Here is a 22,813-nt window from a genome sequence, read left to right as displayed (position 1 = left end):
TATTTGGTTCGCCGAGGTGCTGGCTTATGAGTGGGAGTCGAGCGAGCTGTTTCGGGCAGCAATGACCGCCCGGACGACCAGCATGATGCGTTCGACCCGCGCACCGGGCCGGATTCGGCCTGAACGTTCGAGTTCGGCGAGCCCGTGCAGGGCTGCCCAAAAGGTCTCGGACACGTTTTCGACATCGGCACTGAACGGCGCGACGACCGACGCGATCGCTTCGAAACCGGCCCGCAGTTCCGGTCGGGTCTCAGCATCTGCAAACCGCAGATCGGTCGGGAGCGTGAACATCGCCTCGTAGAGCGCGGGACACCGCACGGCAAAGCCAAGATAGGCCATGGCGACACGCTCGAGGGCGTTTTCTTGCCCCGCCGCTCCATGCGCCGCTTCCCGAAGTGCCACCGTGAGTTCCTGAAAGCCCTCGAGTGCAACGGCTGAAACGATCGCATCCCTGTTCTCGAAATGCGAGTACAGGACCGGCTGGCTATATTCGATCTCTTCGGCGAGGCGGCGAACCGTGACGGCATCCCATCCGTCGCGCTCTGCAATCAGGCGCGCTGCCGCGACAATGCGGGACTCGCGCTCGGCCCGTTGCCTGCCCTTGCGCTCGGCGATACTCAACTTTTCACCTCCTGCCCCGAATAGTCCACATGCCCGTGATGATACGGAAGCTTGAAAATCTAGCATTGCTAGATTATATTCCGTCACTACACCACGAAGCACAGGACACAGCAATGCATTGGCTTTCGTTCGGACTGGCGCTGTTCCTCGCCCTCGCGATTATCGCGATCGGCACCCAATATCTTGTCAGGCCAATGTCTGCGACTCGCAGTTTCGGTCTGCCGCTTCCAGAAAACGGCGCCAATACAGCCTGGTGGCTTCGCCTCAAGGGCGTGCGCGACATTGCGTCGGGACTGGCGGTCCTGGCGTTCATGGTGTTGGGCACGCCACTTGGGATCGGCATCGTCCTGCTCGTGGAAGCCGTCATCCCCATTGGCGACATGCTGCTCATTCTTGCCGCGAAAGGCTCCACCAAAAGCGCCTTCGGCATGCATGGCGCAACGGCCGTGCTGATGGTCCTCACCGCAATTTCGATGATGATGGGAGGGCGCTGAAATGATCCACACGGTTTCGATCTGGCTTCTCGCCGCCGGCTTCTTTGGCGCCGGTCTATTCAACGCGATTGGCACGTCCGCATCGCAAAGCGATTACGCCCGGTGGGGTTACCCGCGCTGGTGGGGCCGTTTGACCGGCGCACTGGAAATGCTATCCGCCGTTCTGATTGCGCTACCGGCAACTCGCATGATTGGGCTGGCGCTCGGGGCGCTAATCATTGCGGCAGCGGTTTTGACCGTTCTGCGTCATCGCGACTTCTCGCACCTTGTGCCGCTTGGTGTCTTTGTCGTCGTGATCGCGCTCGCAGGAATCCCGGCTTGAAAGGGCCGCGCGCTGATCTGCACATCCGGCACAATCAGCGCGCGAATGCCAACGCGGGGGACTCAGCCGTTGCCGCCGTGAAAGAGCGTTAGCTTGTTCGACACCGAATTCACGCCTTGCACCGAACGCGCAACCTCTTCCGCCTGGCGAATCTGGTCGCCGGTGCGAACCGTGCCGCTCAGCGTCACAGCGCCGCTGCGCGCGCGAACGAAAACGCCGGACACGTTGAATCCCTGCGCCCTCGACAACGCACGTCGCACGGCACGGGCAAGCGCGCGGTCCGCCTTCTTCTCGCTGGGCGCCGCCTGGGTCGTGCCCGGCGCCATCGACGCGTCCGTTGGCGCATTTTCCGTTTGGGCATGCGCCACGCCAGCGGCGGTCAACAGAAAAGACGCAAACACGGCGCATCGCAGATTCGATTTCATGACCTACTCCTGACATTGCCGCGCAGGGACGCGCCGGCCGCCGTCCATATTGCACCTCCACGCAAACACCCGCTCCGAAGGCGCTCGCATCGCGCCGTCGCACTATACGACCGCTGATGCCGCCGCCACGCCCAGGAAGGTCTGCACGATGCCTCGCTTGCGTTGGCTGTGAAGGCAGGCCACCGAATCGATATTGCAGTCGCGCAGCTCCTCCACCGGGATGGCGACGCAATGCGCGCCCTCGGGAATCTCGCGCTCGAGCACGAATCCGATGCCGAGGCCTTTCCGGACCGCTTCCAGAACGGCCTCGCGGCTACCGAGTTTCATCGCCGTCGGGAGCGAAATCCCTGCGCCTCGCAAGGCTTCGTCGACCAGACGCTGGGTATTGGAACCCGCCTCCCGGCGAATCACGGCATACGCCGCGAGATCGCCGAGCGACACGCTTTTGGCCGCGGCGAGCGGATGATGCCCCGGTACGAGCACCCGCATGCCCTGACGCGCGACGGGGATCGACGCCACACGCGCATCGCTCCTGGCATTGCCGATGACCACCGCGTCGACCCGATACGCGAGCAGATCATCCCAGACCTCGCGCTGACTTCCGAACGAGACTGAAATTTCGATATCGGGGTATTGCGCACGAAAGGCGGCCACCACCTGAAGCACCACCTGTGGCCCGTCGGCGGCGAGTTTGAGGCTGCCGTGCTGGAACCTCGTCGCCCGGCTCACCATGTCCTCGATCTGCTCTTCCGCCGCAAACATCTGGCGGGTCAATTCAAAGAGCGGCTTAGCGGCATCGGTGGGTTGAACGCCCTCATTCGTGCGGATAAAGAGCGCCTGCTTGCAATCCTCTTCGAGATTGCGGATCTGCGCCGTGATGGCCGGCTGCATCAGACCGAGAAGATTCGCCGCCTTCGAAAAACCGCCCTCGCGCACGACTGCATCGAACGCCCTGAGCTGGAAATAGCGCATCGCCACCTTGAACCTCGCCCCATCAATCTCAATGCGAAAATATAGCACCGGCATTAATTTGACTGCCACAGGTACGCACTCTAAGCTCGGTGCCGTTGCGGTCGTGGCTAGCCGCCCGCCCTCTTATAAGTCTGGGGAGATTCGAAATGAGCATAGAGATCGACTACCTCAATCCCGCCCTCCCGCGAGGCCTGCGGCGAGTGGCGATGCCCGTGGTCGACGCGACTCCGGCAACGCTGAACGGCTATGGCAAGCTGGTGGACGACCCGCACGCCTGCCAGGTGGAAATCGTCCAGTGGCCCGCCCTGGGGTCTAGACCGATCGACCCGGGAACCGGCGATGAAGCGGGCACGACCGAAGGCACGTTCGTCAGCGAATGGCGCGGCGACATTCTCTACGGGCGCAACGAAGCGGTTGGCGGCAATTATGTTCTCGCGTACGCAACGCAGCCAGACGACGCACGCGAAGACAGCGCTACCGTACCGGAACGCATGTTGTTATGGCATGCGAACTATCACCCCGACGGCGGGCAACTGTTCTTTCCGCTCGATCGTCGCCCATTCTATGTTCCGCTGGCATTGCCGGGCGACGATATTACGCCGGAGAGGTTCGTGTGCTTCCGCTTCGACGGACGCCAGGGTCTCTATATCCACCCCAACATCTGGCACGAAGGCGTGTTCACGCTCGACGGGACTCAGCGATTCTTCGACAAACAAGGCGCCGTGCATGCACGCGTCTCGGTCGAATTCGCATCGGAGTTTGGCTGTCTGCTCGAGGCCGCCATCGCGCGTGACTAGCGTGCGTTGCTCGAGCGGGTCACGTCCTTTGCTTCCGTATCGACGGCATCGCTTTGCTGCAATGCATGCTGCCGCTCAGGCGTTTCGCCTTGCGCCATGCCTTCCTTGAATCCCTTCACCGCGACGCCCAGATCGCCTCCGATGTTCCGTAGCTTGTTCGTACCGAAAACCAGTGCCACGATCAGCAGGACGATCATCCAATGCCAGATGCTCAACGAACCCATAACTGAAAATCCTCTCTTTGCCGTCGCGCGCGTCGCTTGCGACGAATGAATGAACCTTGCGGCCCGACCCGGCGTATCGCCCGATGTTCCGCAGGCGTATTGGAACGCGCCGATGTGTCTCGCTCGTTTCCTTGAACGGCGGTTTTGTATGCGCATGTACGCATGCGCCCCGTAGATACACGCCTATACAAAGAGGGCGCGGTTCCAGAGAAGCGTTTAATGTTCCCACCGGCGACGCCCCGCTCGTCTGACAAATTTACGAAACCGTAAGCTATCCGCAGGCACAAGGCATATCCCATAGACCCAGGTACACCCCCTGGATAAATCTGATTGACGATTTCCATGTCGTCTGACAACAATATCCATGGTGATCGAGTCAGCCGCTCCTGTTCGATCTCGCCGCTGTAACCGTGCCTCTCCCGTTCGCATTAGCGTCGCCACGCGGCCCAATCGCCGCCCAATCGCCGCCCAATCGCCGCCGTAGTCGAGCCACGCTTTCTTCAGCAAAACAATCCAGCGAGACAACATAGGAGAACGAATCAAATGGCAATATATGACCAGGACGATCCCCAGCCCTCAACAGCCCGCAACCATGCGCCCGCCTCGCCCAAACGGCGCGCGTTCATGGCCTTCGCCGGCGCGTCCGCAGGCGCAAGCCTCCTCGCCGCCAGCCGCGCAGCGGCAGCAGCCGATTCCATATTTCCCACGCCTGCCGCATTCGGAGGCAAGATTCCGCAGCCGCCCGGGCACGCCGCCGGCGACCCGATCTGGGGCCCGGACGGCCAGGCCACGGCGATCATCAGGAGACTTGCCCATGTCGATCGGTCGCTGTTCTCGCGCGCCGACTTTCACGTGACGAGCTACGGTGCGCGCACACTGCCGCCCACCGCGCTGATTACGTCGACCGCGTGGCCGGGCGGCAAGATTCCATGGGTGACGGGCGGCACGGAACAGACCGCGCATCCGACCAGCGATCTGCAGAGCCCCGGCTCGGGCGTGATGGTGCCGTGCGACTACACGGGCACGCAATACGACTCATGCACGGCGATCAATGCCGCGATTGTCGACGCGAGCCGCGCCGGTGGCGGCCGCGTGGTGGTGCCGGCCGGCAACTGGTACTGCGGCGGTCCGATCGTGTTGCTGAGCCATGTGAACCTCCACCTGGAATCGGGCTGCACGATCTATTTCAGCCCGAATCCTGCGGACTATGCGAAAAACGGCCCGTACAAGACGGCCAACGGCAATCTGTACCACACGCGCTGGCAGGCGAACGACTGCCTGAATTTCGGCTCGCCGATTTATGCCTTCCGCCAGACCAACGTCGCCGTGACCGCCGACGACAACACCTGCGTGCTGAACGGTCAGGCGATGACGCCGATGCAGTTGAGCACCCAGCCGCCGACCTCGTGCTGGTGGACCTACAAGGGAAGCAGCAACACCTACGGCTGCGCCGGTTCATCGACGCCTTCTCAGGCCTATGTGAATCCGAACAACGTCGCGCTAACGAGCCTCCCCGCTGGCCAGATCCAGAACCCGCAGGCGAACGTCTCCTTTACGAACCCGTACGGCGTGACGACGTCGCTGATGACCCTCCTCACGGGCACGGGCTGGAACCAGGACCAGAACTATCTGCCCGCGCTGTCCGAGCTGCGCGTGCCCGTCGAGAACCGCATATTCGGCAACGGTCACTATCTGCGTCCGTGCATGATCGAGTTCATCGGCTGCACCAACGTCTATCTGCAGAACTACCACACGCAGAACACGCCCTTCTGGCAGCACCATCCCACCGATTGCACGAACGTGGTCATCGACGGCGTGTTTGCCGATAGCGTCGGACCGAACAACGACGGTTTCGATCCGGACGCGTGCAATCACGTGCTGGTGCAAAACGTTCAGTTCAACACCGGCGACGACTGCATCGCGATCAAGTCCGGCAAGTATCTCGACACCGGGTACGGCCCGATGCAGAACATCGTCGTGCAGAACTGCACGATGCAAAGCGGCCACGGCGGCCTGACGATCGGCAGCGAAATGAGCGCGGGCGTGCGCAACGTCTACGCCCGCAACCTGACGATGCAAAACGAGAACTGGGCGAGCAACCCGCTCAATATCGCGCTGCGCTTCAAGAGCAACATGAATCGCGGCGGCTTCATCAACAACGTCTGGATCAACGGCGTGACGCTCGCCAATGGCGTGAACCTCGCGGGGAAATACGGCGGCGGCTCGCTGGGGGCTGCGATCAGCAAGATCACGGGCACGGGCACGACCGGTCTCGCGACGAACCCGTCGACGGGCCAGGGCGGCCTGATCACGTTCGACTGCGATTACAGCCCGTCCGGCGACTCGGTGCGCTGGAGTCCGTCCGTGATCAGCAACATCAACATCACGAACGTGAACGCAAGCAACGTGTCGGGGGCGGTGTCCTACTCGATGCCCTCGGGCTTCGTCGCCGGGTCGAACTCGTGCTTCCAGGCGATCGTCATGCAGGGCCCCGAAGCGGTCGATTACAACGGTCCACTGCCGGTGCCGAGCGTGAGTCCGATCAGCGGCGTCACGATCTCGAACTGCAACCTCGGCAACCCGGTGTGCGCGGGGGCGGTACCGACCACGCCTTCGACATCGGCGACGGCCGCGCCGGGGCCGGTCTTCGCGAGCAACGTGAGCGGCATCACGCTGACCAATGTGGTGATCGCGGGCACTACGTACAACACGTCGCTGAGCGCACCGGCGACCTGATATCGACGCAACGCACACGGAACGCGTGGGAAGCGCGTTCCGTGTGCGCGGCGATCGGTTTCTTCAGCGTGGTTCCTTGTCTGCCGGAGGTTGCCGGCGTTTCGGCGCCGGCTCATTTCCGGAGCCCACCGGCTCGCGCGTACAGGCGTCCGGCGGCATGACAAAGGGAATGTCGTCGCGGCAACACGCATATACCGGAAACCCGTATGCGTTCGTCCCGACGATGGTCGTTGGCCCGTGCAGCGGGCACACCGCCTTCATGGCGCCTCCCGAAACGCATTGCTCGATGGCTTGTAGCATACCCCTCTCGGGGCATGACTCAAGCTTTCTTCACGTAGGCATTGCACCAGCCTTTGGCGTCGACGATCTTGCCGCCATAGGTCGCGCACGGACCATTCGGCGCGCCCGGCTTGCCCTGAAACAGCTGGCAGTTCGCGCAGGTCTGCCCCGCCTGGAAGCGCGGGAACTTCGTCTTGTCGACTTTGCTCGCGTCGGTTTTGTAGCCGAGCGCCATGGCGGTCGGATCGCTCTCGGAGAGCACCGGAGCGTCGGCGCGGGATTCGCTGGAAAGCGCCGCCGTGGAAGCCACGGAGGCGGCAAGGATCATGAAGCGACGACGGGAAAGCGGCATGGTGGGGCTCCTGAGCATGGAACGTACCCGGCTCTCGTGGTTGCTGATCGGCTGGCCGATTCGTTCGTGTTTCTTTCGTGTGCTATTTATTTATAACACTTCGCGATGTCTTGTAAAGAACCGAAACATTGTGCATCGGATGCTTCCTTATTTACTTCGTTATGCAAATCAATTTTCATGGCGAGCGAAGACTCGGCATCACAGCGGCGCCGTATTGACTTCACCATGCCGCGCAGACCTTGCCGAAATGCGCCCCGGCCTGCTGATGACGAAACGCATCGGCCAGTTCGTCCAGCCCGAACGTCCGGTCGAGCACCGGGCGAATGCCAGCCTGGTCGAGCGCCGCGACGTACTCTTGCTGCTGGCGCCGGCTGCCCACGATCAAGCCCTGCAGGCGCGCCTGCTTCGCCATCAGCAAGGAGGTCGGCACCGTGCCTTCGCGTCCGGTCAACACGCCGATCAGCGCGATGTGGCCGCCCACGCGCACCGCGTCGATCGACTGGGCGAGCGTACCCGGACCGCCGACTTCGATCACGTGATCCACGCCCTTGCCGCCCGTCATGTCGCGCACGAGCGCGCCCCACTTTTCGTGTTGCCGGTAGTTGACCACCTGGTCGGCGCCCAGCGCTTTCGCACGCGCCAGCTTCTCGTCCGACGATGACGTGACGATGACCGAAGCGCCCATCATCCGCGCGATCTGCAACGCCGCGATCGACACGCCGCCGGTGCCGAGCGTCAGCACGGTGTCGCCGGCCTTCAGGCCGCCGTCGACCACCAGCGCGCGCCATGCGGTGAGTCCAGCTGTCGTAATCGTGGCTGCGTCGGCGTAGGTCCAGCCGCGCGGCGCGAGCGTGAAGGCGCTCGCGGGCCGCACGGCGTGCAAAGTCGCGAAGCCATCCGCGCCGTCGCCGGGCGTCTGCGCGAAGTTGCCCACGGCCTGCCACGGCAACCCGTCCGCCCATTGCGGAAAGAAGCACGACACGACATGGTCGCCGCGCTTGAACTCCGTCACGACCGCGCCGACCGCCGACACCACGCCTGCGCCATCGGACATCAGCACGCGGCCATCTGCTGTAGGGATCGCGCCGTTGGCGACCAGCAGGTCGTGAAAATTGAGCGACGTAGCGTGAAGCTCCACGCGGATCTCGCCGGCGCCCGGCGCGCCGGGCTCGGCGATATCGCGCAGCTCGATGCGATCGAGCCCGCCCGGCGCACGCACCACGGCGGCCTTCATGGCCGTGCTCCCTTCGCCTTGCGCGCGGCGTCGACGAGGCCGTCGAGCCAGTCCTGGTGCCCGTTGATCATCAGATTCGGGCGCGTTTTCGCCAGCGTCACAGCCGGTTTGCCCTTCTGCGATTCCTGCGTGAGCACACGCACGCGCCCGCCGGAAAGGTCTTCGATCAGCCAGGCGTGAATCACATCCAGACGCGTTTGTGCGTCGCCCTCGGCCCAGCCGTGCCACGCCAAGCGCGCGGGCTGGCCTGCGGCTGGCGGCACGTGCTCGGTCACTTTGGCCTGCACCGGAAAGCCGAAGGTCTTGAACTGAAAACGCGCGCCCTCGCTCAGCTCGGGCCCCAGGCCGTCGTGGAAGCCGACATCCGCGGAATTGCTGTTATAGCTCGGCCACACGGTCGCGTTGTTGAGTAACGGCCAGACGTCGGCGGTGGAGAGGCCCGCCACGATCACTTCGTTGGAACAGAAGTTATCGGTCGTGCCGGGCAAGTAGTCTTCGGGCCAGAAAATCTCGTTCATGTTCGTTACCTTTCGATGCTGTCGGTTTCGGTGCGGTGGACACGAGAAATCATGCGGGCTATGCTGAAATAAATCCAATCGCGACTCATTATTTCGGCCATAAACCATGTTGATATCAGAATGCTCGATCTGAATCTCTTGCGGGCGCTTGACGCCCTGCTCGACGAACGCAACGTCACGCGCGCCGCGCAGCGTCTGTCACTCACGCAGCCAGCCGTGAGCGCGATGCTGACGCGTCTGCGTGAGAGTTTCGGCGATCCGCTGTTCGTGCGCTCGCAACGTGGCATCGTGCCGACCGAACGCGCACTACAACTGGCCGCGCCGCTCAAACAGGTGTTGAGCGAAATCGAGCAGATGCTGCAGCCGCAGGCCTTCGTGCCAGCCGAGGCCGAGATGACGCTCACCCTCGCTTCGACCGACTACGCGCTGCGCGCAGTCGTCGTGCCGTATCTCGCGCGGCTGCGGGAAACGGCGCCCGGCGTGCGCGCCGTGATCGTGCCGGTACAGCACGAGCGTCTGCAGGCGCAACTCGAAAGCGGCGACGTGGATCTGGCCCTGATCACACCGGAGACCGCGCCTGCCGATCTGCATGCGCGGCGCCTCTTCGACGAGCGTTACGTATGCGTGATGCGCGCGGATCACCCCGCCGCCCAGCGGCGGCTCACGCTGGAGCGCTTTTGCGCGCTCGATCATGCGCTGGTGTCGTATGAGGGTGGAAGCCTGAGCGGCGTCACGGACGAGGCGCTGGCGCGCGTGGGGCGCGCACGTCGCGTGACGGTGTCGGTGAACAGCTTTCTCGTGCTGCCCGATCTCTTGCTGACGAGCGATCTGATCGCGGTCGTGCCGTCACGGCTCGTGAAGAACGCACCGGGGCTCGCCGTGGTCGAGCCGCCGCTGGCGATACCGGGGTTCACCAAGACGCTCGCGTGGCACGAGCGCACGCATCGCTCGCCAGGGCATCAGTGGGCGCGCGCGTTGTTGTTCGAGACGTGTGAGGCGTTGGCGAGCGACGCGCCGGGGTGATGCCGTCACGTCGGCGCGCGTAAAGGCGATCAGCAGGACGGGCTGCCGTTGGCCGTGCAGAACGCCGCGGGCGCACCCGCGATGAGCGGAAGCGGCGTGACGGGTCCTGGCGGTGGCGGCACAATCCTCACGGCGCCGCACCACGAGGTATGGCTGTGCCCCGCGCTGGGCACGCAGGGCGCAACGGCTGCGCGCAGCTCCTCGGCCGCTTCCTCGCTCAGTTCGTTGCGCTCGCGCGCTTCGAGCGCGGGCCGCAGCTGGTCGCCCAGCCACGACGCGAACGCGACGACACAGCCCGCCGCGACAGCGAGCAGCATGACCCGCGCCTTGTGCTCGCGCAGTTTGATGAGCGGGCGCAGCGCCGCCGGCCGGCCAGCGATGGGCGCCTCGCGCCCGGCGGCGGCACGCACTGCCGCTCCTTCGATGATTCTCGTTGCCACTGTCTATTCGTTTTGCTCTTGTGATTGCGCCTCACGCCCGTATCGAGGCATACGGGTTAACGGCAGGTCGGCGCAATCCGAAAGGGGCGCAACGAAAATATTTGGAGGCCTCAGCGGCCCTCGCGCGAGCGCTCCGCAAACGCGAACACGGTTTCGCGGAACCGCTCCACCGCCGGATTGTGCACCGCGGGTTTCGTCACGAGATGCAGCGGCGCGCGAAACGCCTCGTCCCCGGCCACGCGGCAGTAGCGCACGCTCTCCTGCTGGTAGCGCCGCATGGAGGCCGGCACGAGCGTCACGCCGCCGCCCGCGGCCACGAGGTTGATCGCGGTGACCATGCGCGGCACCTCGTCGACCACGCGCAACTGCACGCCATGGGCTTCGCAGGCGCGCACGAAATCGGCGTACATGCCCGGCTATGCAGCGATCGGCATCGCCGCGCCGCTCATCGTGCTGCTCGCGCGCATCCTGCAAGGGCTGTCGGTGGGCGGCGAGTTCGCCACCGCCGCCTCGATGCTCACCGAGTACGCGCCGCCCGGCCGCAAGATGTTCTATGGCAGCTTCACTCGGGCGGCGCCCAGGTCGCGCATCGCTATGCCATCCTGAGCACCGCGCCCGAGCAATGCGCCCAACGCGGCGTGCCGCTGCGCTTCGTGATCGCGAATCCCTCTTCCTGGGTGTATTTCGATTCGTTGCGACCGCAACCTGATGGAAGCTTCGCCCCTGCGGATCGCACCGCATGCCCCGACGTCGACGACTGGAAGTACGGCATGTGCAAGCTCCCGCGCTATGCGGCGGCCATGCACGATGCCGCCACGCTCGAGCGCCGCTACATCGGGCGGGAAGTGGTGTATCTGGCAGGCGAGCGCGATTGCGACCCCGCGCACGCGGCGCTCGACCGCTCGTGCGCGGCCAGCGCGCAGGGGCCTCACCGGCTCGCGCGAGCCCTAACCTGTTACGCCTACCTGCGCGCGCGGCACCCGCAGTTGCGCCATACGTGGTTCGAGGTGCGGGGTGCGGGCCACAACGCAGAGGCCATGTTCCTCTCCGGGCCCGGCATACGCGCTTTGTTCGGCGCACGTGCCACGATCGACACGGCACGCGCGGCGAGCCGGGCACAGAGCGCAGGCGGCGCGGACGATTGAAGCGGGCGGCCGTCGTATCATAGCGGCTCGATTCCCGCCGGCTGCGCGCACTCGCCCGGCCGCCCAACGACCGCCATGAGACGCCTTCCCCCGCTCAACGCCCTGCAGATTTTCGAAACGGTCGCCCGCTACGGCAGCTTTACGCGCGCGGCCGAGCACCTTTGCCTCACACAGGGCGCAGTCAGCCGGCAGATCCTCGCGCTCGAGCAGTACTACGGCCTGCCGCTCTTTCGCCGCTCGTCCAAAGGTCTCACGCTCACCGCCGAAGGCGAGCAACTGCTGCCGGCCGTGCGCGACGGCTTCGGGCGTATCGAAGAAGCCTCGCAGCGCCTCACGCGCCAGCGCACCGAGCTTGCGCTCAAGGTCCCGACCTGCGTGATGCGCTGGATGCTGCCGCGCATCATGCGCTTCCAGAACGAGCACCCCGACCTGCAGATCCAGATCACGACCACCTGGGGGCACGAAGTCGACTTCCAGGCCGAGCCGTTCGACGCGGCGATCATCTACGGTTCGTCGCCCGGCGCCGACGTGCATGCGGTGCCGCTCTTCGACGAATACCTCACGCCCGTCTGCACGCCCGAGGTGCTCTCGCGCCGCCCGCTCGTCAAGCCCGACGACCTCGCGCACCAGACCCTGCTGCACCCCACGCGCGACCACGCTGACTGGCGCCTGTGGCTCGCGCGCGCGGGCGCGAAGAAAGTCGATGCCGATCTCGGCCCCACGTTCGAATCGCTCGATCTCGCGGCCACTGCCGCCATGCAGGGGTTCGGCGTCGCCATCACCGATCGCACGCTCGTCCGCGAGGATGTCGAGATACGCCGCCTCGTCATGCCCTTCGACCTCGCCGTACCCACGGGCTCGCGCTACTATTTCGTGTACCCCGAATGTGTGGCCCAGCAGAACAAGGTGCAGCTGTTCAGCGACTGGATGGGCCGGGACCGCTCGACGCCGTAGCGCGCCATGAGGGCGGCGCATGGCGGCCATGAGAATTAATCGATTGCATGCGGGCTGCTCTTTCGGCGTAATGAAGCGCTCCGCGCAAGGCCCGATCTTCCGGCAACCTCGCATTTGACACACCATGCGGCCGCGCGCCGCCCGAAGGGAGACCGACCATGCAGAGCGCCGCGCAGGCCCGCTCGAAGCTGCCCGATGTAGGCACGACGATTTTCACGGTAATTGGCCAGCTTGCCGCCGAGCATCAGGCGCTGAACCTCTCGCAAGGCGCACCGAATTTCGACCCGAGCGCGAAACTCGTGGATGACGTGGCCGCCGCCATGCGCGCGGGCCACAACCAGTACGCGCCGATGGCGGGCCTGGCCGACTTGCGCGAAGCGCTCGCCGCGAAGTTCGAGACGCTCCATGGCGCGCACTACGACCCGTCGAGCGAGGTGACCGTGCTCGCGAGCGCGAGCGAAGGCCTCTACTCGACGATCAGTGCGCTCGTGCATCCCGGCGACGAAGTCATCTACTTCGAGCCCGCGTTCGACAGCTATGCGCCCATCGTGCGCCTGCAGGGCGCGCTGCCCGTGGCGATCAAGCTCGCGCAGCCGCATTTCCGCGTGGACTGGGACGCCGTGAGCGCGGCCATCACGCCGCGCACGCGCATGATCATCGTGAACACGCCGCACAATCCCACGGCCACGATCTTCGGCGAGGACGACATCGCGCGGCTCACGGCGCTCACTCGCAATACCGACATCGTGATTCTCTCCGACGAGGTGTACGAGCACGTGGTCTTCGACGGCGCGCCGCACCGGAGCATGGCTCGCTATCGCGAGCTGGCCGAGCGCAGCGTGATCGTATCGTCGTTCGGCAAGTCTTATCACGTCACGGGCTGGCGCGTGGGCTATTGCCTTGCCCCCGCAGAACTGATGGACGAGATCCGCAAGGTCCACCAGTTCATGGTCTTTTCCGCCGACACGCCCATGCAGTACGCGTTCGCGCAGGCGCTTGCCGAGCCGAAGACCTATCTGGGTCTGGCGGCCTTCTACCAGCACAAGCGCGACCTGCTCGCGCGCGCGCTGGCAGCCTCGCGCTTCGAACTGCTGCCGAGCGAAGGCAGCTTTTTCATGCTCGCGCGCTTCCGGTCTTTCTCCGACGAGCGCGACAGCGACTTCGTGCTGCGACTCATCCGCGACGCCCGCGTGGCGACGATTCCGCTCTCGGCGTTCTACACCGACGGCACCGACGAAGGCATCATCCGCCTGAGCTTCGCCAAGGATGACGAAACATTGCTCGAAGGCGCCCGCCGCCTTTGCGCGATCTAGCGCACCCCATTCGAAACACAACGAACCTGATCGGCAAGGAGATCACCATGAAGCGACTCAACGCGCTCCTCGCGCTGGCATGCGTGTGCGGCGTACTCGGCCCCGCATCGGCATTCGCCGATACGAACCTGTTGCGCTTCGGCGTCGAGGCGCAGTATCCGCCGTTCGAAACCAAAGCCGCGGACGGCACGCTGCAAGGCTTTGACATCGACATCGGCAATGCCGTGTGCGCCAAGGCGGGCATGACCTGCAAATGGGTCGAAACCTCGTTCGACGGCCTGATTCCCGCGCTTCAGGGCCGCAAGTTCGACGCCATCAACTCGGCGATGAACGCCACCGAAAAGCGCCGCGAGGCCATCGACTTCACCACGGTGATCTATCGCGTGCCGAGCCGCCTGATTGCGCGCAGTGACAGCGGGCTTGTCGCGACTGCCGCGTCGCTCAAGGGCAAACGCGTCGGCGTGCTGCAATCGTCGATTCAGGAAACCTATGCCAAGGTGCACTGGGAGCCGGCCGGCGTGAGCGTCGTGCCCTATCAGGACCAGAACCAGATTTACGCGGATCTCGGCGCGGGGCGTCTCGATGCAACGCTCGTGCTCGCGCCAGCGGGCCAGAAGGGCTTTCTTTCGCAACCCGAAGGAAAGGGTTTCGCGTTCGTGGGCGAAGCCGTACGCGACGACAAGATTCTCGGCAGCGGCGTGGCGTTCGGCATCCGCAAGGGCGATACAGCCTTGCGCGAGCGCCTGAACGCGGCCATTGCAAAGCTCGAGTCCGACGGCACGGTCACATCGCTCGCGCACAAATACTTCGGCGACATCGACGTTTCGCCGAAGTAAAACGCAGCACTCAGGGGCGGCCGTATGGCATGAACGAAGTCAGCGCCGCCCCTCGCGCGAATTGCGGTTCACGGGCTCGTCGTTCTGCGTGCGCTCCTGGTACGCATCGCCGCCCCGGCGGTCCGTGTCCTCCTGGCCGCTCTCCACGTCGCTATGCCCCTGGCGGCCCACCGAGCGCGGCTCGTGCGGATGACGCCGCGCGAGCGGCTCGCTGCCTTCGTGCTGCGGGCTCTTGACGTTCGTACCGTCGTCGTCCGGCGTCTCGTGATGCTTCATGATTGCCTCCTTGTCAGCGCAACGCGCCTCCGCTCATTCGCGCAGCGGCTCGACGCTGCGGGTGGGGTCGAAGTCGGCCCAATGACCTTGCTGCCAACGTCCGTCGGCGCGCTCGATCTCCACGCCGCCCGCCGCGCTCAGTACCTGCGCCGCCGTGTGCTCGGTGCCGGAGCTCACATGCACGGCCACCAGCACGCCGGACTCGCGGGCCTTCGGCGTGCCATCGGGCTCGTGGCCGACGTCGGGCTGGCGCGCCTTGCCGCCACCCCTCGTCTGCCATAGCGCGCCCGCGAGCGTGCCCACATAGGCGCCGACGCCGGCGGCCACCGCCAGCACCACCAGCGAGTGGAATACGACGTACGAGATCAGCACGCCGAGCACGAGCCCGATCACCGCGCCTCCCGCAGCCCCCGTCGCCGCGCCCAGCGACGTGCCGCGCGCGCCCGGGTCGACGAACTCGTCGCCGCCCACCGGAAAGCGCGCGTGCTGGCCGCTCGGGTTCACGAAGAACGAGGCGACATCCTCGCCGACAAAGCCGTTCGAATGCAGCTTGTCGACGGCCACTTCCGCTTCGTGCAGGGTCGTGAAGCGGCTCGCAACGATCATAGACATGGCTCTCTCCTTGCAGGCTTCGATGAGTGGAAGTTCCTGACCGAGCGCGCACGCGTCGTGCCATTCGCCTGCGCTCGATCCGATTCGCGCCTTCGCCTGCCGCTTGCCGCGTAGCGCATCGGCCGTGCCCAGGCACGGCTGGAACGCCCGATGCGCGCTGTGAAGTCACGCGAAAGCGCACGCAAAAGCGCGCGCAAAAACGGCCATCGAGACGGGAGCCCCTATGAACACCTTCGATTTCGACCAGCGTCTGGAGGAGATCCAGATCGCTGTCGCAAGTATTTTCGAATCGCCCAAGCGGCCGGCGGTCAGCCTCATCGACGAGGGCGAGACGATGGTTATCCAGCTTTCGTGGGTCGTGGACTCGCACCGCGACACCACGCTCGACGCGCGCTGCGCCGCCACGCTGCGCTTCTCGCGCACGCAACTCGACCGCTACGCCGAGATGGACACGGCGCGCCGGCGCATGATCCAGCAGCGCATTCGCGAGCGCGTGCGCGAGCGCTTCGAAGCACGGCAGGTGCCGCCGGCCACCGAGGGCGCGTGCTCGATCGAAATCGACGTCGACGATTCCGAGTTCGAAACGCCCGAAGGCTTTCTTTGAGCCACGCGCACGCCTAACCTGCGGCTGCCGCCGGGCGCTCGACCCGCGAGCGCGACGAAGCGTGCAGCCCGAGGTTCGCCAGCAGCGCGACCAGCGCCGAGCCGATCACGTACCACGCTGGCGCGGCCGGCGACCCGCTCATGCGCACGAACGCCGCGCAGAGCAACGGCGCAAACCCGCTGAACACGACCACCGAAACGTTGTAGGCGAGTGCGATGCCGCTAAAGCGCACCTGCACCGGAAAGAGGTCGGCGAGAACCGCGGCCCACGTGCCGCTTGCGAGCGAGAACACCAGCGCGGCGAACACGAACAGGACGACCACGTTCACGCTGTGCGCCGCGAGCGCCGTATAGAACGGCCAGGCGAGCGCGGCGAGCAGCACGCAAGACACACGCAGCAAGTACCGGCGCGGCACGAAGTCGCCAGCCCAGGCCGCCGCGAGCAGCCCCACCGAACTCACGAGCAAGTACGCATTCTGGGCGAGCGCGGCCTCACGCGGCGCGTATTTCAACGTTTCGATCAGATACGCGGGCATGTGGCCGTAGAGCACGCCGTTGAAGCCCGCCATCACCGCAATCGAAAGCGCGCCGCCCACCACCGCGCCGCGATGGTGGCGCAGCGTTTCGCGAAACGGCTGCTTCACCACGGCGCCCTGCATTTGCCGGAATTCGGGCGACTCGTCGAGATTGCGTCGCAGCAGATACGAAACGATCCCGAACAGGCCGCCCACGAGGAACGCAATGCGCCAGCCGTAGCTCGCGGCGTCGGCGGGGGTGAGCGCGGACTGCACGACGAGATTGACGATCGTCGCGAGCATCACGCCCGTATTGATCGCGCAGACGATCACGCCGGCCGCGAGGCCCGCGCGGCGCGGCGCCGCTTCCACCGCGTAGGTGATCGCGCCGGGCATTTCGCCGCCCACGCAAAAGCCTTGCAGCACGCGCAGGCCGATCAGCGCAACGGGCGCGGCAACGCCCCAGTGCGCGTAATTGGGCAAGAGGCCGATGCAGATCGTCGCGAGCGTCACGACGACGATCGAGCCCACGAACACGGGCCGCCGCCCGATGCGGTCGCCCAGGCTGCTGAGCACGATGCCGCCGAGCGGCCGGATGATATAGCCGATCGCGAGCACCGAAAACGTGAGCAGCATGCTCACGAGCGGGTCGCTCGCCGGGAAGAATTGCGCGGCGATCGAATGCGCGAAAAAGCCGTAAATCACGAAATCATAGAACTCCAGCGAGCCGCCCAGACTCGCAATGAGGATCATCTTCCATTGGGCGCGGGTCAGGCCAGGCGGCGCGGCGTGCGACGCTGGCAGGGAGGGTGTCGTCTCCATATGCTCTCCTTGTTGATGGACCTGGCGGCGCTTGTGTTTCTGCTAGCGGATCTTCGTCCTGCGCCACTTCTTCAAAATCATCGGCCCGGGCAGCCGCGTTGCATTGCGGACTGCCCGGGCCTTGGGTCAAGCGGCCTCGCGTCGCTGCAGCGCGCACGCAACGCCTGCACGTGCGAGCAGCGCTTCCACGTCGCTCGCGTCGTGCGCGACGCCGCAGACGTAGCGGTCTGGCCGCAGCAGCACGGCGCGCGCGCCGGCGTCCGCAAGCCAGGCGCGCAGCGGCTCCCGCTTGGCCGGCACGATCGCCACGCGCTCACGTTGGGCTGCGTTCGTCAGCGCGTTCTGCGCGTGTTGCACAAGCGCTTCGTCGACGATCAGCGCGAAGCGATAACCGACGGCGTCGTCGAGGCGCGAGCCGTCTTCGAACACGGGTTGCGGCCCGATATCGCCGCCCGCCGCACCGGCGTGCCAGCCCGGACCCAGACGCGGCTGGGGCGTGCGAAATTCGCGAATCGCCGCCGTCACCTCGCGGTCGCGCGCGGCAACGGCGTCGCTGTCGGTGGCCTGGATCACGCCGCCTAGCTGCACCGCCGTTTCGATGAACGTGCGCGCGTGCGGCTCGCGCTCGCTCTCGTAGGTGTCGAGCAGCGCGTCGGGCAGCGCGCCGTCGATCACGTCGGCGAGCTTCCATGCGAGGTTCGAGGCGTCGCGTATGCCCGCGGCCATGCCCTGCCCCATGAACGGCGGCGTCTGATGCGCGGCGTCGCCCGCGATCAGCAGCCTGCCGCGCCGCCAGCCCTGCGCGATCACCGAATGGAACGTGTAGATCGCCGAGCGTTCGAGTTGCGCGTGCGCCGGCGTGATCCAACGCGCGAGCCGCTCCCAGATCCATTCCGGCGTGCCGATGCGGCGCTCGTCGTCGCCCGGCATCACCATGATTTCCCAGCGGCGGCGGTTGTGCGGCCCACGCGTGTATGTGGTCGGCCGCGCGGGGTCGCAGTACTGGATCGAGTAGTCGCCGAGATCGGCGCGCTCGCCCTCCAGCAGCACGTCCACCACGACCCAGCGCTCATGTGATTTCAGGTCGGCCAGCTCGGTGCCGATGAAGCGGCGCACGGTCGAGCGCGCTCCGTCGCAACCGACCACGTAGCGCGCCGTGGCGTGCGCAAGGCGCCCTTGCGCCGTATCTTCGAAACGGATGCGCACGTGGTCGTCGCATTCGTCGAGCGCGAACACTTCGTGACGCAGGTGCACGTCGGCGCCGCCGCGCGCGGATAGTTGCGCACGCAACGCCCGTTCGAGATCCGGCTGATGGAATTTGTAGCTTGCGCACCAGCCTTGCGGGCCGATGCCGCCCGGCCGTGTCCAGTCGATCATCAGCTCGCCGCGCGCATTCAGGAACTTCATGCCGGGGCCGACGAACAAATTGGGCAGCAGTGTCTGCGCGATTCCCGCCGTCTGAAACACGCGCATGCATTCGCCGTCGAAGTGCACGGCGCGCGGCAGCTGGAACACGTCCTTGTCGCGCTCGAACACCACGACTTTCAGGCCGCGCAGCGTGAGCAGATTGGCGAGCGTCGCGCCGGTCGGCCCGAAGCCGATAATCGCGACGTCATAGTCTGGCTCCGAATTTGATTTGCATACCGAATTGTCTACGACATCCTTCATCCCATTCACCTGATCCGTGGCTAACTGAGTGAAAACTACGTGGATGACTGCGCCGCCCGCATCGCGCGGGCGGCGTCCTGCTGCTTACGCTTCGTCCGCGACGGGGTTCCTGAGTGTGCCGATGCGATCCACCTCGACTTCCACCACGTCGCCATGCTTCATGAAAAGCGGCGGATTGCGCTTCGCGCCCACGCCGCCGGGCGTGCCGGTCACGATCACATCGCCGGGGAACAGCGGCGTGAAGGTGGAGAGATACGCGATCTGCTTCGCAATGCCGTGAATCAGCATCTGCGTGGTCGCGCGCTGCACTTCCTGGCCGTTCAGACGCGTGACGAGCGTCATCAGCGCGTTCGGCTCGATCTCGTCGCTCGTGACCATCCACGGGCCGAACGCACCCGTGCGGTAGAAGTTCTTGCCCGGTCCCCACTGGCCCGTGTGGCGTTGCCAGTCGCGCACCGAGCCGTCGTTGTAGCAGCTGTAGCCCGCGATATGACGCCATGCGTCGGCCTCGGCGATGCGCCGCCCGCCCTCGCCGATGATCACGGCGATTTCGCCTTCATAGTCGAACTGCGTGGACTCGCGCGGACGCAGCATGGGCTCGCCGGCGCCCACCTGCGAAGCCGGCAGCCGCATGAAGATCACGGGCTGCTCGGTGGTCTCGCGGTTGGTCTCCTTCACGTGCTCCGCGTAGTTCAGGCCCACACAGAAGATCTGCTGCGGATTCGCAATGACGGGCTCGAGCGTGACTTCGGCGAGCGGATAGTCGCCCTGGCCTTCGTTCGCGGCCCGTTCCGCTTCGGCGAATGCACCGGCGGCGATCAACGACTTGAGGTCGGCATAGCGGCCGCCCAGGCGCTTCTTGAGGTCGTACACCGCGCCGTCGCGCACGACGCCGAACGACGAACCTTCATGGGTGGAAAAGCTGGCGAGTTTCATGATGCTCCAATGAGAAAGAGGGTATTCGGTGAAAAATGGGGGCGCGTATTTCTTGTGCTTTTATCGTATTTTGAGAATACACTACGTAAAACGCACAGTACAACGTGATTTGTATCAGGGTTTATCACTATCACTGGAGACAGCATGACTCTGCCGAACACCGAACCAACCACCAGACGAACCGGCCTCACGCTCAGCCACATGGGTTTTTACGTGAGCGACATGGCGAAGGTCGAAGACTTCTATACGCGGGTGCTCGAATTCACGGTCACGGACCGCGGCACGCTGCCCTCGCCGCGCGGCACGGTCAGCCTCGTCTTTCTCAGCCGCGATCCCCGTGTGCATCACCAGATCGTGCTGGCGAGCGGCAGGCCCGAGCGGTTGGCGTTCAATCCGATCAACCAGATTTCACTGGAGGCGGACAGCCTCGCCACGCTCAAGCACTTTCACCGGCGCTTCGTGGAGGAAGGGATGGAGGAGATCGTTCCGGTCACGCACGGCAATGCGATCTCGTTCTACGCGCGCGACCCGGAGGGCAACCGGCTGGAGATCTTCATCGACACGCCGTGGTACGTGGATCAGCCCATGCGTGTCGCCGTGGACTTTACGCTGCCCGACGACGCGTTGCTCGCCGAGGTCGAGCGCCATGCGAGCACGTTGCCGGGCTTCCGGCCGCGCGCGGTGTGGGAGCGGGAGATGGCGGCGCGTATGGGCGTAGCGTGACGCCGCGCCGTCTTATGCCTCGATCAATGCACGCACGCGCGTGGAAATGCGTGCGGCGGCTTCCTTCACGGCCTCGACCACGCGCTCGAGGTTGAAGAACGCGAGGCGCTGCTCGGGCACGACGAGCGCGAGCGCGGCCACGGCTTCGCCCGATGCGTCGGTGAACAGCGGCGAAGCGACGGCGGACATGCCCGCTTCGAGTTCGCCCTTCGAGAGATAGAAGCCCGCGCGGCGGATCTTGAGCAGGCTCGCGCGGAATTCTTCGAGCGAGCCGCCGAGTCCGCTGGCCGCGATGTCTTCGGGGTACTGCTCGAACAACGCGGCGAGTTTCGCCTTGGGAAAGGTCGAAAGGATCGCCTTGGGCGCGGCGCCAAGAAAGAGCGGACGCGGACGGCCACGTCCATAGCGCAGGTCGAATGCGGCGTCGTGCGATTCGCGGTGCGTATCGACGAGCTCGTTGCCGTACCAGCGCGACATGACGGCGTCGAAGCCCGATTGCTCCGCCAGCTCGCGCATGACCGGCTGCCCCGCTTTCAACAGCGGATCGGAAATGCGCAAATGGTAGTCGAGCGTGATGATGCGCGGGCCGAGGCCGTATTCGCCGCCCACGAAGCGCAGCAGCATGCCCGTATCGACGAGTTCGCGCAGATAGCGGTAAGCGGTCGGCACCGAGCATTGCAGTTCGGCCGCCACCTGTTCGGCGGAAAGAAAAGGCCGCGCCTCGGAAAAGAGTTCGAGGATGGACAGCAGTTTCGCAATGCTCGACAAAGGCCGGTCTCCGGTCACGCGTGGGGTGGCCAATTATAGCGGCACGCTTTACTGCGTTCGTGCCCCGCAAACCCGGCGGCACCATGCAAAACCGCCGCATTGCAGGGCACGCTTTACACGTGCCTTGCAATGCGGCGGTCGGTATGGATTACCGCTGCCGCATGCATCGCGCATCGCCCAGGCGAAAGTCGCCTGACATCATTCATGCGAGATACATGTTTAGCATAGCTTTATTGCATATGCTGTCCGCCGTTGATAGGAATATTTGCGCCCGTCACGAAGCCCGCTTCGTCCGAACACAGGAACAGCACGAGCGCCGCGACTTCACCCGGGTTGCCGAGGCGGCCCATCGGGATCTGCGGCAGAATCTTCGAGTCGAGAATGTCCTGAGGAATGGCGGTCACCATCTTCGTGGCGAGGTAGCCCGGCGAAATGGTGTTCACGGTCACGCCCTTGCGGGCCACTTCCAGCGCGAGCGACTTCGTGAAGCCGTGCATGCCGGCCTTCGCCGCGGCGTAGTTGGTCTGGCCGACCGAACCCTTCGAACCGTTCACCGACGAAATGTTGATGATGCGGCCCCAGGCGCGCTCGACCATGCTGTCGCACAGCGGCTTCGAAATATTGAAGATCGAGTCGAGATTCGTGCGCAGCACGGCGTCCCAATTGACCTTGTCGAGCTTGCGGAAGGTCATGTCGCGCGTGATGCCCGCGTTGTTCACGAGAATATCGACAGGGCCGATCTCGCTCTGGATCTTCTTCGCGCCGCGCTGGCACGAATCATAGTCCGCGACGTCCATGCCGTAGGCGTGAAATTCGCGGTCGGTCTCCTTCATGCGCGCCAGCCAGTCCTTCGCGCCTGCGTTATCGGGCGAGTGCGTCACCACGACGCGATAACCCGCGTCGTGCAGTTTCACGCTGATGGCCTCGCCAAGGCCGCCCATGCCACCTGTCACCAATGCAATACGATTAGTCATCCTATATATCCGCGAGAGTTGAGCGTCATTAAAACCGTGGCGTTACGCGCTACGCGTGCAGGCGCCACATACACCGTTGCCCGGCTTCATCCTTCCACCCAGGAAAAAGACAGGCGAATGCCGCGCGGCTTCTGATCAATTTCTAGTATTGCGCGTGGTTGCTGCTACTGGCGGCTCGCCGCTGCTTCTCGCGCGACGAGCCGCTTGCTGCCTGGTTGCTACCCGGCTTCC

General features: G+C 65.0%; 27 protein-coding genes and 1 pseudogene. 12 read left to right on the top strand and 16 right to left on the bottom strand.

Annotated features, from left to right (window positions below):
- Positions 1-24: 24 nt before the first annotated feature.
- Positions 25-621: a TetR/AcrR family transcriptional regulator gene (locus tag AB3X98_RS04990; protein WP_368604459.1), complete on the bottom strand. Its 597-nt coding sequence runs from the start codon at positions 619-621 to the stop codon at positions 25-27.
- Positions 622-734: 113 nt separating this feature from the next.
- On the opposite strand from AB3X98_RS04990, the gene AB3X98_RS04985 reads away from it, so the two are divergent.
- Both AB3X98_RS04985 and AB3X98_RS04980 read left to right on the top strand, forming a co-directional pair.
- The gene (locus tag AB3X98_RS04985) at positions 735-1,115 is read left to right on the top strand and encodes a DUF4267 domain-containing protein (protein ID WP_069266683.1); all 381 of its coding nucleotides are present in this window, start codon (positions 735-737) and stop codon (positions 1,113-1,115) included.
- 1 nt (position 1,116) lies between these two features.
- Positions 1,117-1,437: a DoxX family protein gene (locus tag AB3X98_RS04980; protein WP_342948754.1), complete on the top strand. Its 321-nt coding sequence runs from the start codon at positions 1,117-1,119 to the stop codon at positions 1,435-1,437.
- Between the two features lie 62 nt (positions 1,438-1,499).
- Here AB3X98_RS04980 and AB3X98_RS04975 read toward each other — a convergent pair whose 3' ends face one another.
- Both AB3X98_RS04975 and AB3X98_RS04970 read right to left on the bottom strand, forming a co-directional pair.
- A complete protein-coding gene (locus AB3X98_RS04975) occupies positions 1,500-1,862 on the bottom strand; it encodes a BON domain-containing protein (RefSeq protein WP_069266685.1) in 363 nt (120 codons plus the stop codon).
- Between the two features lie 102 nt (positions 1,863-1,964).
- Positions 1,965-2,834: a LysR substrate-binding domain-containing protein gene (locus AB3X98_RS04970; RefSeq protein ID WP_368610222.1), complete on the bottom strand. Its 870-nt coding sequence runs from the start codon at positions 2,832-2,834 to the stop codon at positions 1,965-1,967.
- 146 nt (positions 2,835-2,980) lie between these two features.
- Between AB3X98_RS04970 and AB3X98_RS04965 the strand changes: the two genes are divergently transcribed.
- Positions 2,981-3,631 (top strand): ureidoglycolate lyase, encoded by a 651-nt coding sequence (locus AB3X98_RS04965; RefSeq protein ID WP_368604460.1) that lies wholly within the window; start codon positions 2,981-2,983, stop codon positions 3,629-3,631.
- On the opposite strand, the gene tatA is transcribed toward AB3X98_RS04965, so the two are convergent.
- Complete coding sequence (tatA, locus tag AB3X98_RS04960) at positions 3,628-3,855, bottom strand: Sec-independent protein translocase subunit TatA (protein WP_069266688.1); 228 nt, start codon at positions 3,853-3,855, stop codon at positions 3,628-3,630. The genes AB3X98_RS04965 and tatA overlap by 4 nt on opposite strands.
- 543 nt (positions 3,856-4,398) lie before the next feature.
- Between tatA and AB3X98_RS04955 the strand changes: the two genes are divergently transcribed.
- A complete protein-coding gene (locus AB3X98_RS04955) occupies positions 4,399-6,591 on the top strand; it encodes a glycoside hydrolase family 28 protein (protein WP_368604461.1) in 2,193 nt (730 codons plus the stop codon).
- A gap of 319 nt (positions 6,592-6,910) precedes the next feature.
- Here AB3X98_RS04955 and AB3X98_RS04950 read toward each other — a convergent pair whose 3' ends face one another.
- The 3 genes from AB3X98_RS04950 to AB3X98_RS04940 all read right to left on the bottom strand — a co-directional run bounded on the left by AB3X98_RS04950 (position 6,911) and on the right by AB3X98_RS04940 (position 8,974).
- Positions 6,911-7,222 carry a high-potential iron-sulfur protein gene (locus AB3X98_RS04950; RefSeq protein WP_028206842.1) on the bottom strand — a complete coding sequence of 104 codons (312 nt, stop codon included), beginning with the start codon at positions 7,220-7,222 and terminating at the stop codon, positions 6,911-6,913.
- A gap of 220 nt (positions 7,223-7,442) precedes the next feature.
- The gene (locus AB3X98_RS04945) at positions 7,443-8,456 is read right to left on the bottom strand and encodes an NAD(P)-dependent alcohol dehydrogenase (RefSeq protein ID WP_368604462.1); all 1,014 of its coding nucleotides are present in this window, start codon (positions 8,454-8,456) and stop codon (positions 7,443-7,445) included.
- Complete coding sequence (locus AB3X98_RS04940; RefSeq protein WP_368604463.1) at positions 8,453-8,974, bottom strand: SRPBCC domain-containing protein; 522 nt, start codon at positions 8,972-8,974, stop codon at positions 8,453-8,455. Before AB3X98_RS04940 ends, AB3X98_RS04945 begins: the two co-directional genes overlap by 4 nt.
- A gap of 120 nt (positions 8,975-9,094) precedes the next feature.
- On the opposite strand from AB3X98_RS04940, the gene AB3X98_RS04935 reads away from it, so the two are divergent.
- Positions 9,095-9,997 (top strand): LysR family transcriptional regulator, encoded by a 903-nt coding sequence (locus AB3X98_RS04935; RefSeq protein WP_368604464.1) that lies wholly within the window; start codon positions 9,095-9,097, stop codon positions 9,995-9,997.
- Between the two features lie 29 nt (positions 9,998-10,026).
- Here the strand turns inward: AB3X98_RS04935 and AB3X98_RS04930 are convergent, their stop codons facing one another.
- Both AB3X98_RS04930 and AB3X98_RS04925 read right to left on the bottom strand, forming a co-directional pair.
- Positions 10,027-10,437 (bottom strand): hypothetical protein, encoded by a 411-nt coding sequence (locus tag AB3X98_RS04930; RefSeq protein WP_368604465.1) that lies wholly within the window; start codon positions 10,435-10,437, stop codon positions 10,027-10,029.
- Positions 10,438-10,547: 110 nt separating this feature from the next.
- Positions 10,548-10,847 carry a LysR substrate-binding domain-containing protein gene (locus AB3X98_RS04925; protein WP_368604466.1) on the bottom strand — a complete coding sequence of 100 codons (300 nt, stop codon included), beginning with the start codon at positions 10,845-10,847 and terminating at the stop codon, positions 10,548-10,550.
- 1 nt (position 10,848) lies between these two features.
- On the opposite strand from AB3X98_RS04925, the pseudogene AB3X98_RS04920 reads away from it, so the two are divergent.
- From AB3X98_RS04920 to AB3X98_RS04900, 5 genes and pseudogenes are all read left to right on the top strand, one after another.
- A pseudogene (locus AB3X98_RS04920) lies at positions 10,849-11,001 on the top strand (MFS transporter); the annotation flags it as partial.
- A 206-nt stretch (positions 11,002-11,207) separates the two neighbouring features.
- On the top strand, positions 11,208-11,582 hold the full coding sequence (locus AB3X98_RS04915) for a hypothetical protein (RefSeq protein ID WP_368604467.1): 375 nt from the start codon (positions 11,208-11,210) through the stop codon (positions 11,580-11,582).
- Between the two features lie 75 nt (positions 11,583-11,657).
- On the top strand, positions 11,658-12,536 hold the full coding sequence (locus tag AB3X98_RS04910) for a LysR substrate-binding domain-containing protein (RefSeq protein WP_368604468.1): 879 nt from the start codon (positions 11,658-11,660) through the stop codon (positions 12,534-12,536).
- Positions 12,537-12,694: 158 nt separating this feature from the next.
- The gene (locus AB3X98_RS04905) at positions 12,695-13,849 is read left to right on the top strand and encodes a pyridoxal phosphate-dependent aminotransferase (RefSeq protein ID WP_368604469.1); all 1,155 of its coding nucleotides are present in this window, start codon (positions 12,695-12,697) and stop codon (positions 13,847-13,849) included.
- A gap of 47 nt (positions 13,850-13,896) precedes the next feature.
- Positions 13,897-14,685: an ABC transporter substrate-binding protein gene (locus AB3X98_RS04900; RefSeq protein WP_368604470.1), complete on the top strand. Its 789-nt coding sequence runs from the start codon at positions 13,897-13,899 to the stop codon at positions 14,683-14,685.
- Between the two features lie 39 nt (positions 14,686-14,724).
- On the opposite strand, the gene AB3X98_RS04895 is transcribed toward AB3X98_RS04900, so the two are convergent.
- Together AB3X98_RS04895 and AB3X98_RS04890 are read right to left on the bottom strand one after the other, a co-directional pair.
- Complete coding sequence (locus AB3X98_RS04895; protein ID WP_342948743.1) at positions 14,725-14,961, bottom strand: hypothetical protein; 237 nt, start codon at positions 14,959-14,961, stop codon at positions 14,725-14,727.
- 33 nt (positions 14,962-14,994) lie between these two features.
- A complete protein-coding gene (locus AB3X98_RS04890) occupies positions 14,995-15,573 on the bottom strand; it encodes a hypothetical protein (protein WP_368604471.1) in 579 nt (192 codons plus the stop codon).
- Between the two features lie 223 nt (positions 15,574-15,796).
- On the opposite strand from AB3X98_RS04890, the gene AB3X98_RS04885 reads away from it, so the two are divergent.
- Positions 15,797-16,177 carry a hypothetical protein gene (locus AB3X98_RS04885; RefSeq protein WP_368604472.1) on the top strand — a complete coding sequence of 127 codons (381 nt, stop codon included), beginning with the start codon at positions 15,797-15,799 and terminating at the stop codon, positions 16,175-16,177.
- A gap of 13 nt (positions 16,178-16,190) precedes the next feature.
- Here AB3X98_RS04885 and AB3X98_RS04880 read toward each other — a convergent pair whose 3' ends face one another.
- From AB3X98_RS04880 to AB3X98_RS04870, 3 genes are all read right to left on the bottom strand, one after another.
- The gene (locus tag AB3X98_RS04880; RefSeq protein WP_368604473.1) at positions 16,191-17,513 is read right to left on the bottom strand and encodes an MFS transporter; all 1,323 of its coding nucleotides are present in this window, start codon (positions 17,511-17,513) and stop codon (positions 16,191-16,193) included.
- A 126-nt stretch (positions 17,514-17,639) separates the two neighbouring features.
- Positions 17,640-19,181 carry a bifunctional 3-(3-hydroxy-phenyl)propionate/3-hydroxycinnamic acid hydroxylase gene (locus AB3X98_RS04875; RefSeq protein ID WP_368604474.1) on the bottom strand — a complete coding sequence of 514 codons (1,542 nt, stop codon included), beginning with the start codon at positions 19,179-19,181 and terminating at the stop codon, positions 17,640-17,642.
- An 84-nt stretch (positions 19,182-19,265) separates the two neighbouring features.
- Positions 19,266-20,117 (bottom strand): fumarylacetoacetate hydrolase family protein, encoded by an 852-nt coding sequence (locus AB3X98_RS04870; RefSeq protein WP_069266703.1) that lies wholly within the window; start codon positions 20,115-20,117, stop codon positions 19,266-19,268.
- Between the two features lie 144 nt (positions 20,118-20,261).
- Here AB3X98_RS04870 and AB3X98_RS04865 point away from each other — a divergent pair, with 144 nt between their 5' ends.
- Entirely contained in the window at positions 20,262-20,840 is a 579-nt protein-coding gene (locus AB3X98_RS04865; protein WP_069266704.1) for a VOC family protein, read from the top strand.
- Between the two features lie 12 nt (positions 20,841-20,852).
- On the opposite strand, the gene AB3X98_RS04860 is transcribed toward AB3X98_RS04865, so the two are convergent.
- The gene (locus tag AB3X98_RS04860; protein ID WP_368604475.1) at positions 20,853-21,608 is read right to left on the bottom strand and encodes an IclR family transcriptional regulator; all 756 of its coding nucleotides are present in this window, start codon (positions 21,606-21,608) and stop codon (positions 20,853-20,855) included.
- 230 nt (positions 21,609-21,838) lie between these two features.
- On the bottom strand, positions 21,839-22,582 hold the full coding sequence (phbB, locus tag AB3X98_RS04855; protein ID WP_069266706.1) for an acetoacetyl-CoA reductase: 744 nt from the start codon (positions 22,580-22,582) through the stop codon (positions 21,839-21,841).
- Positions 22,583-22,813: the final 231 nt, after the last annotated feature.

Source organism: Paraburkholderia sp. BR14312 (genome assembly GCF_040948675.1).
GTDB lineage: Bacteria > Pseudomonadota > Gammaproteobacteria > Burkholderiales > Burkholderiaceae > Paraburkholderia > Paraburkholderia nodosa_A.
The sequence above is the reverse complement of the archived record's forward strand: the minus strand, read 5'-3'. Positions and strand labels throughout refer to the sequence as shown.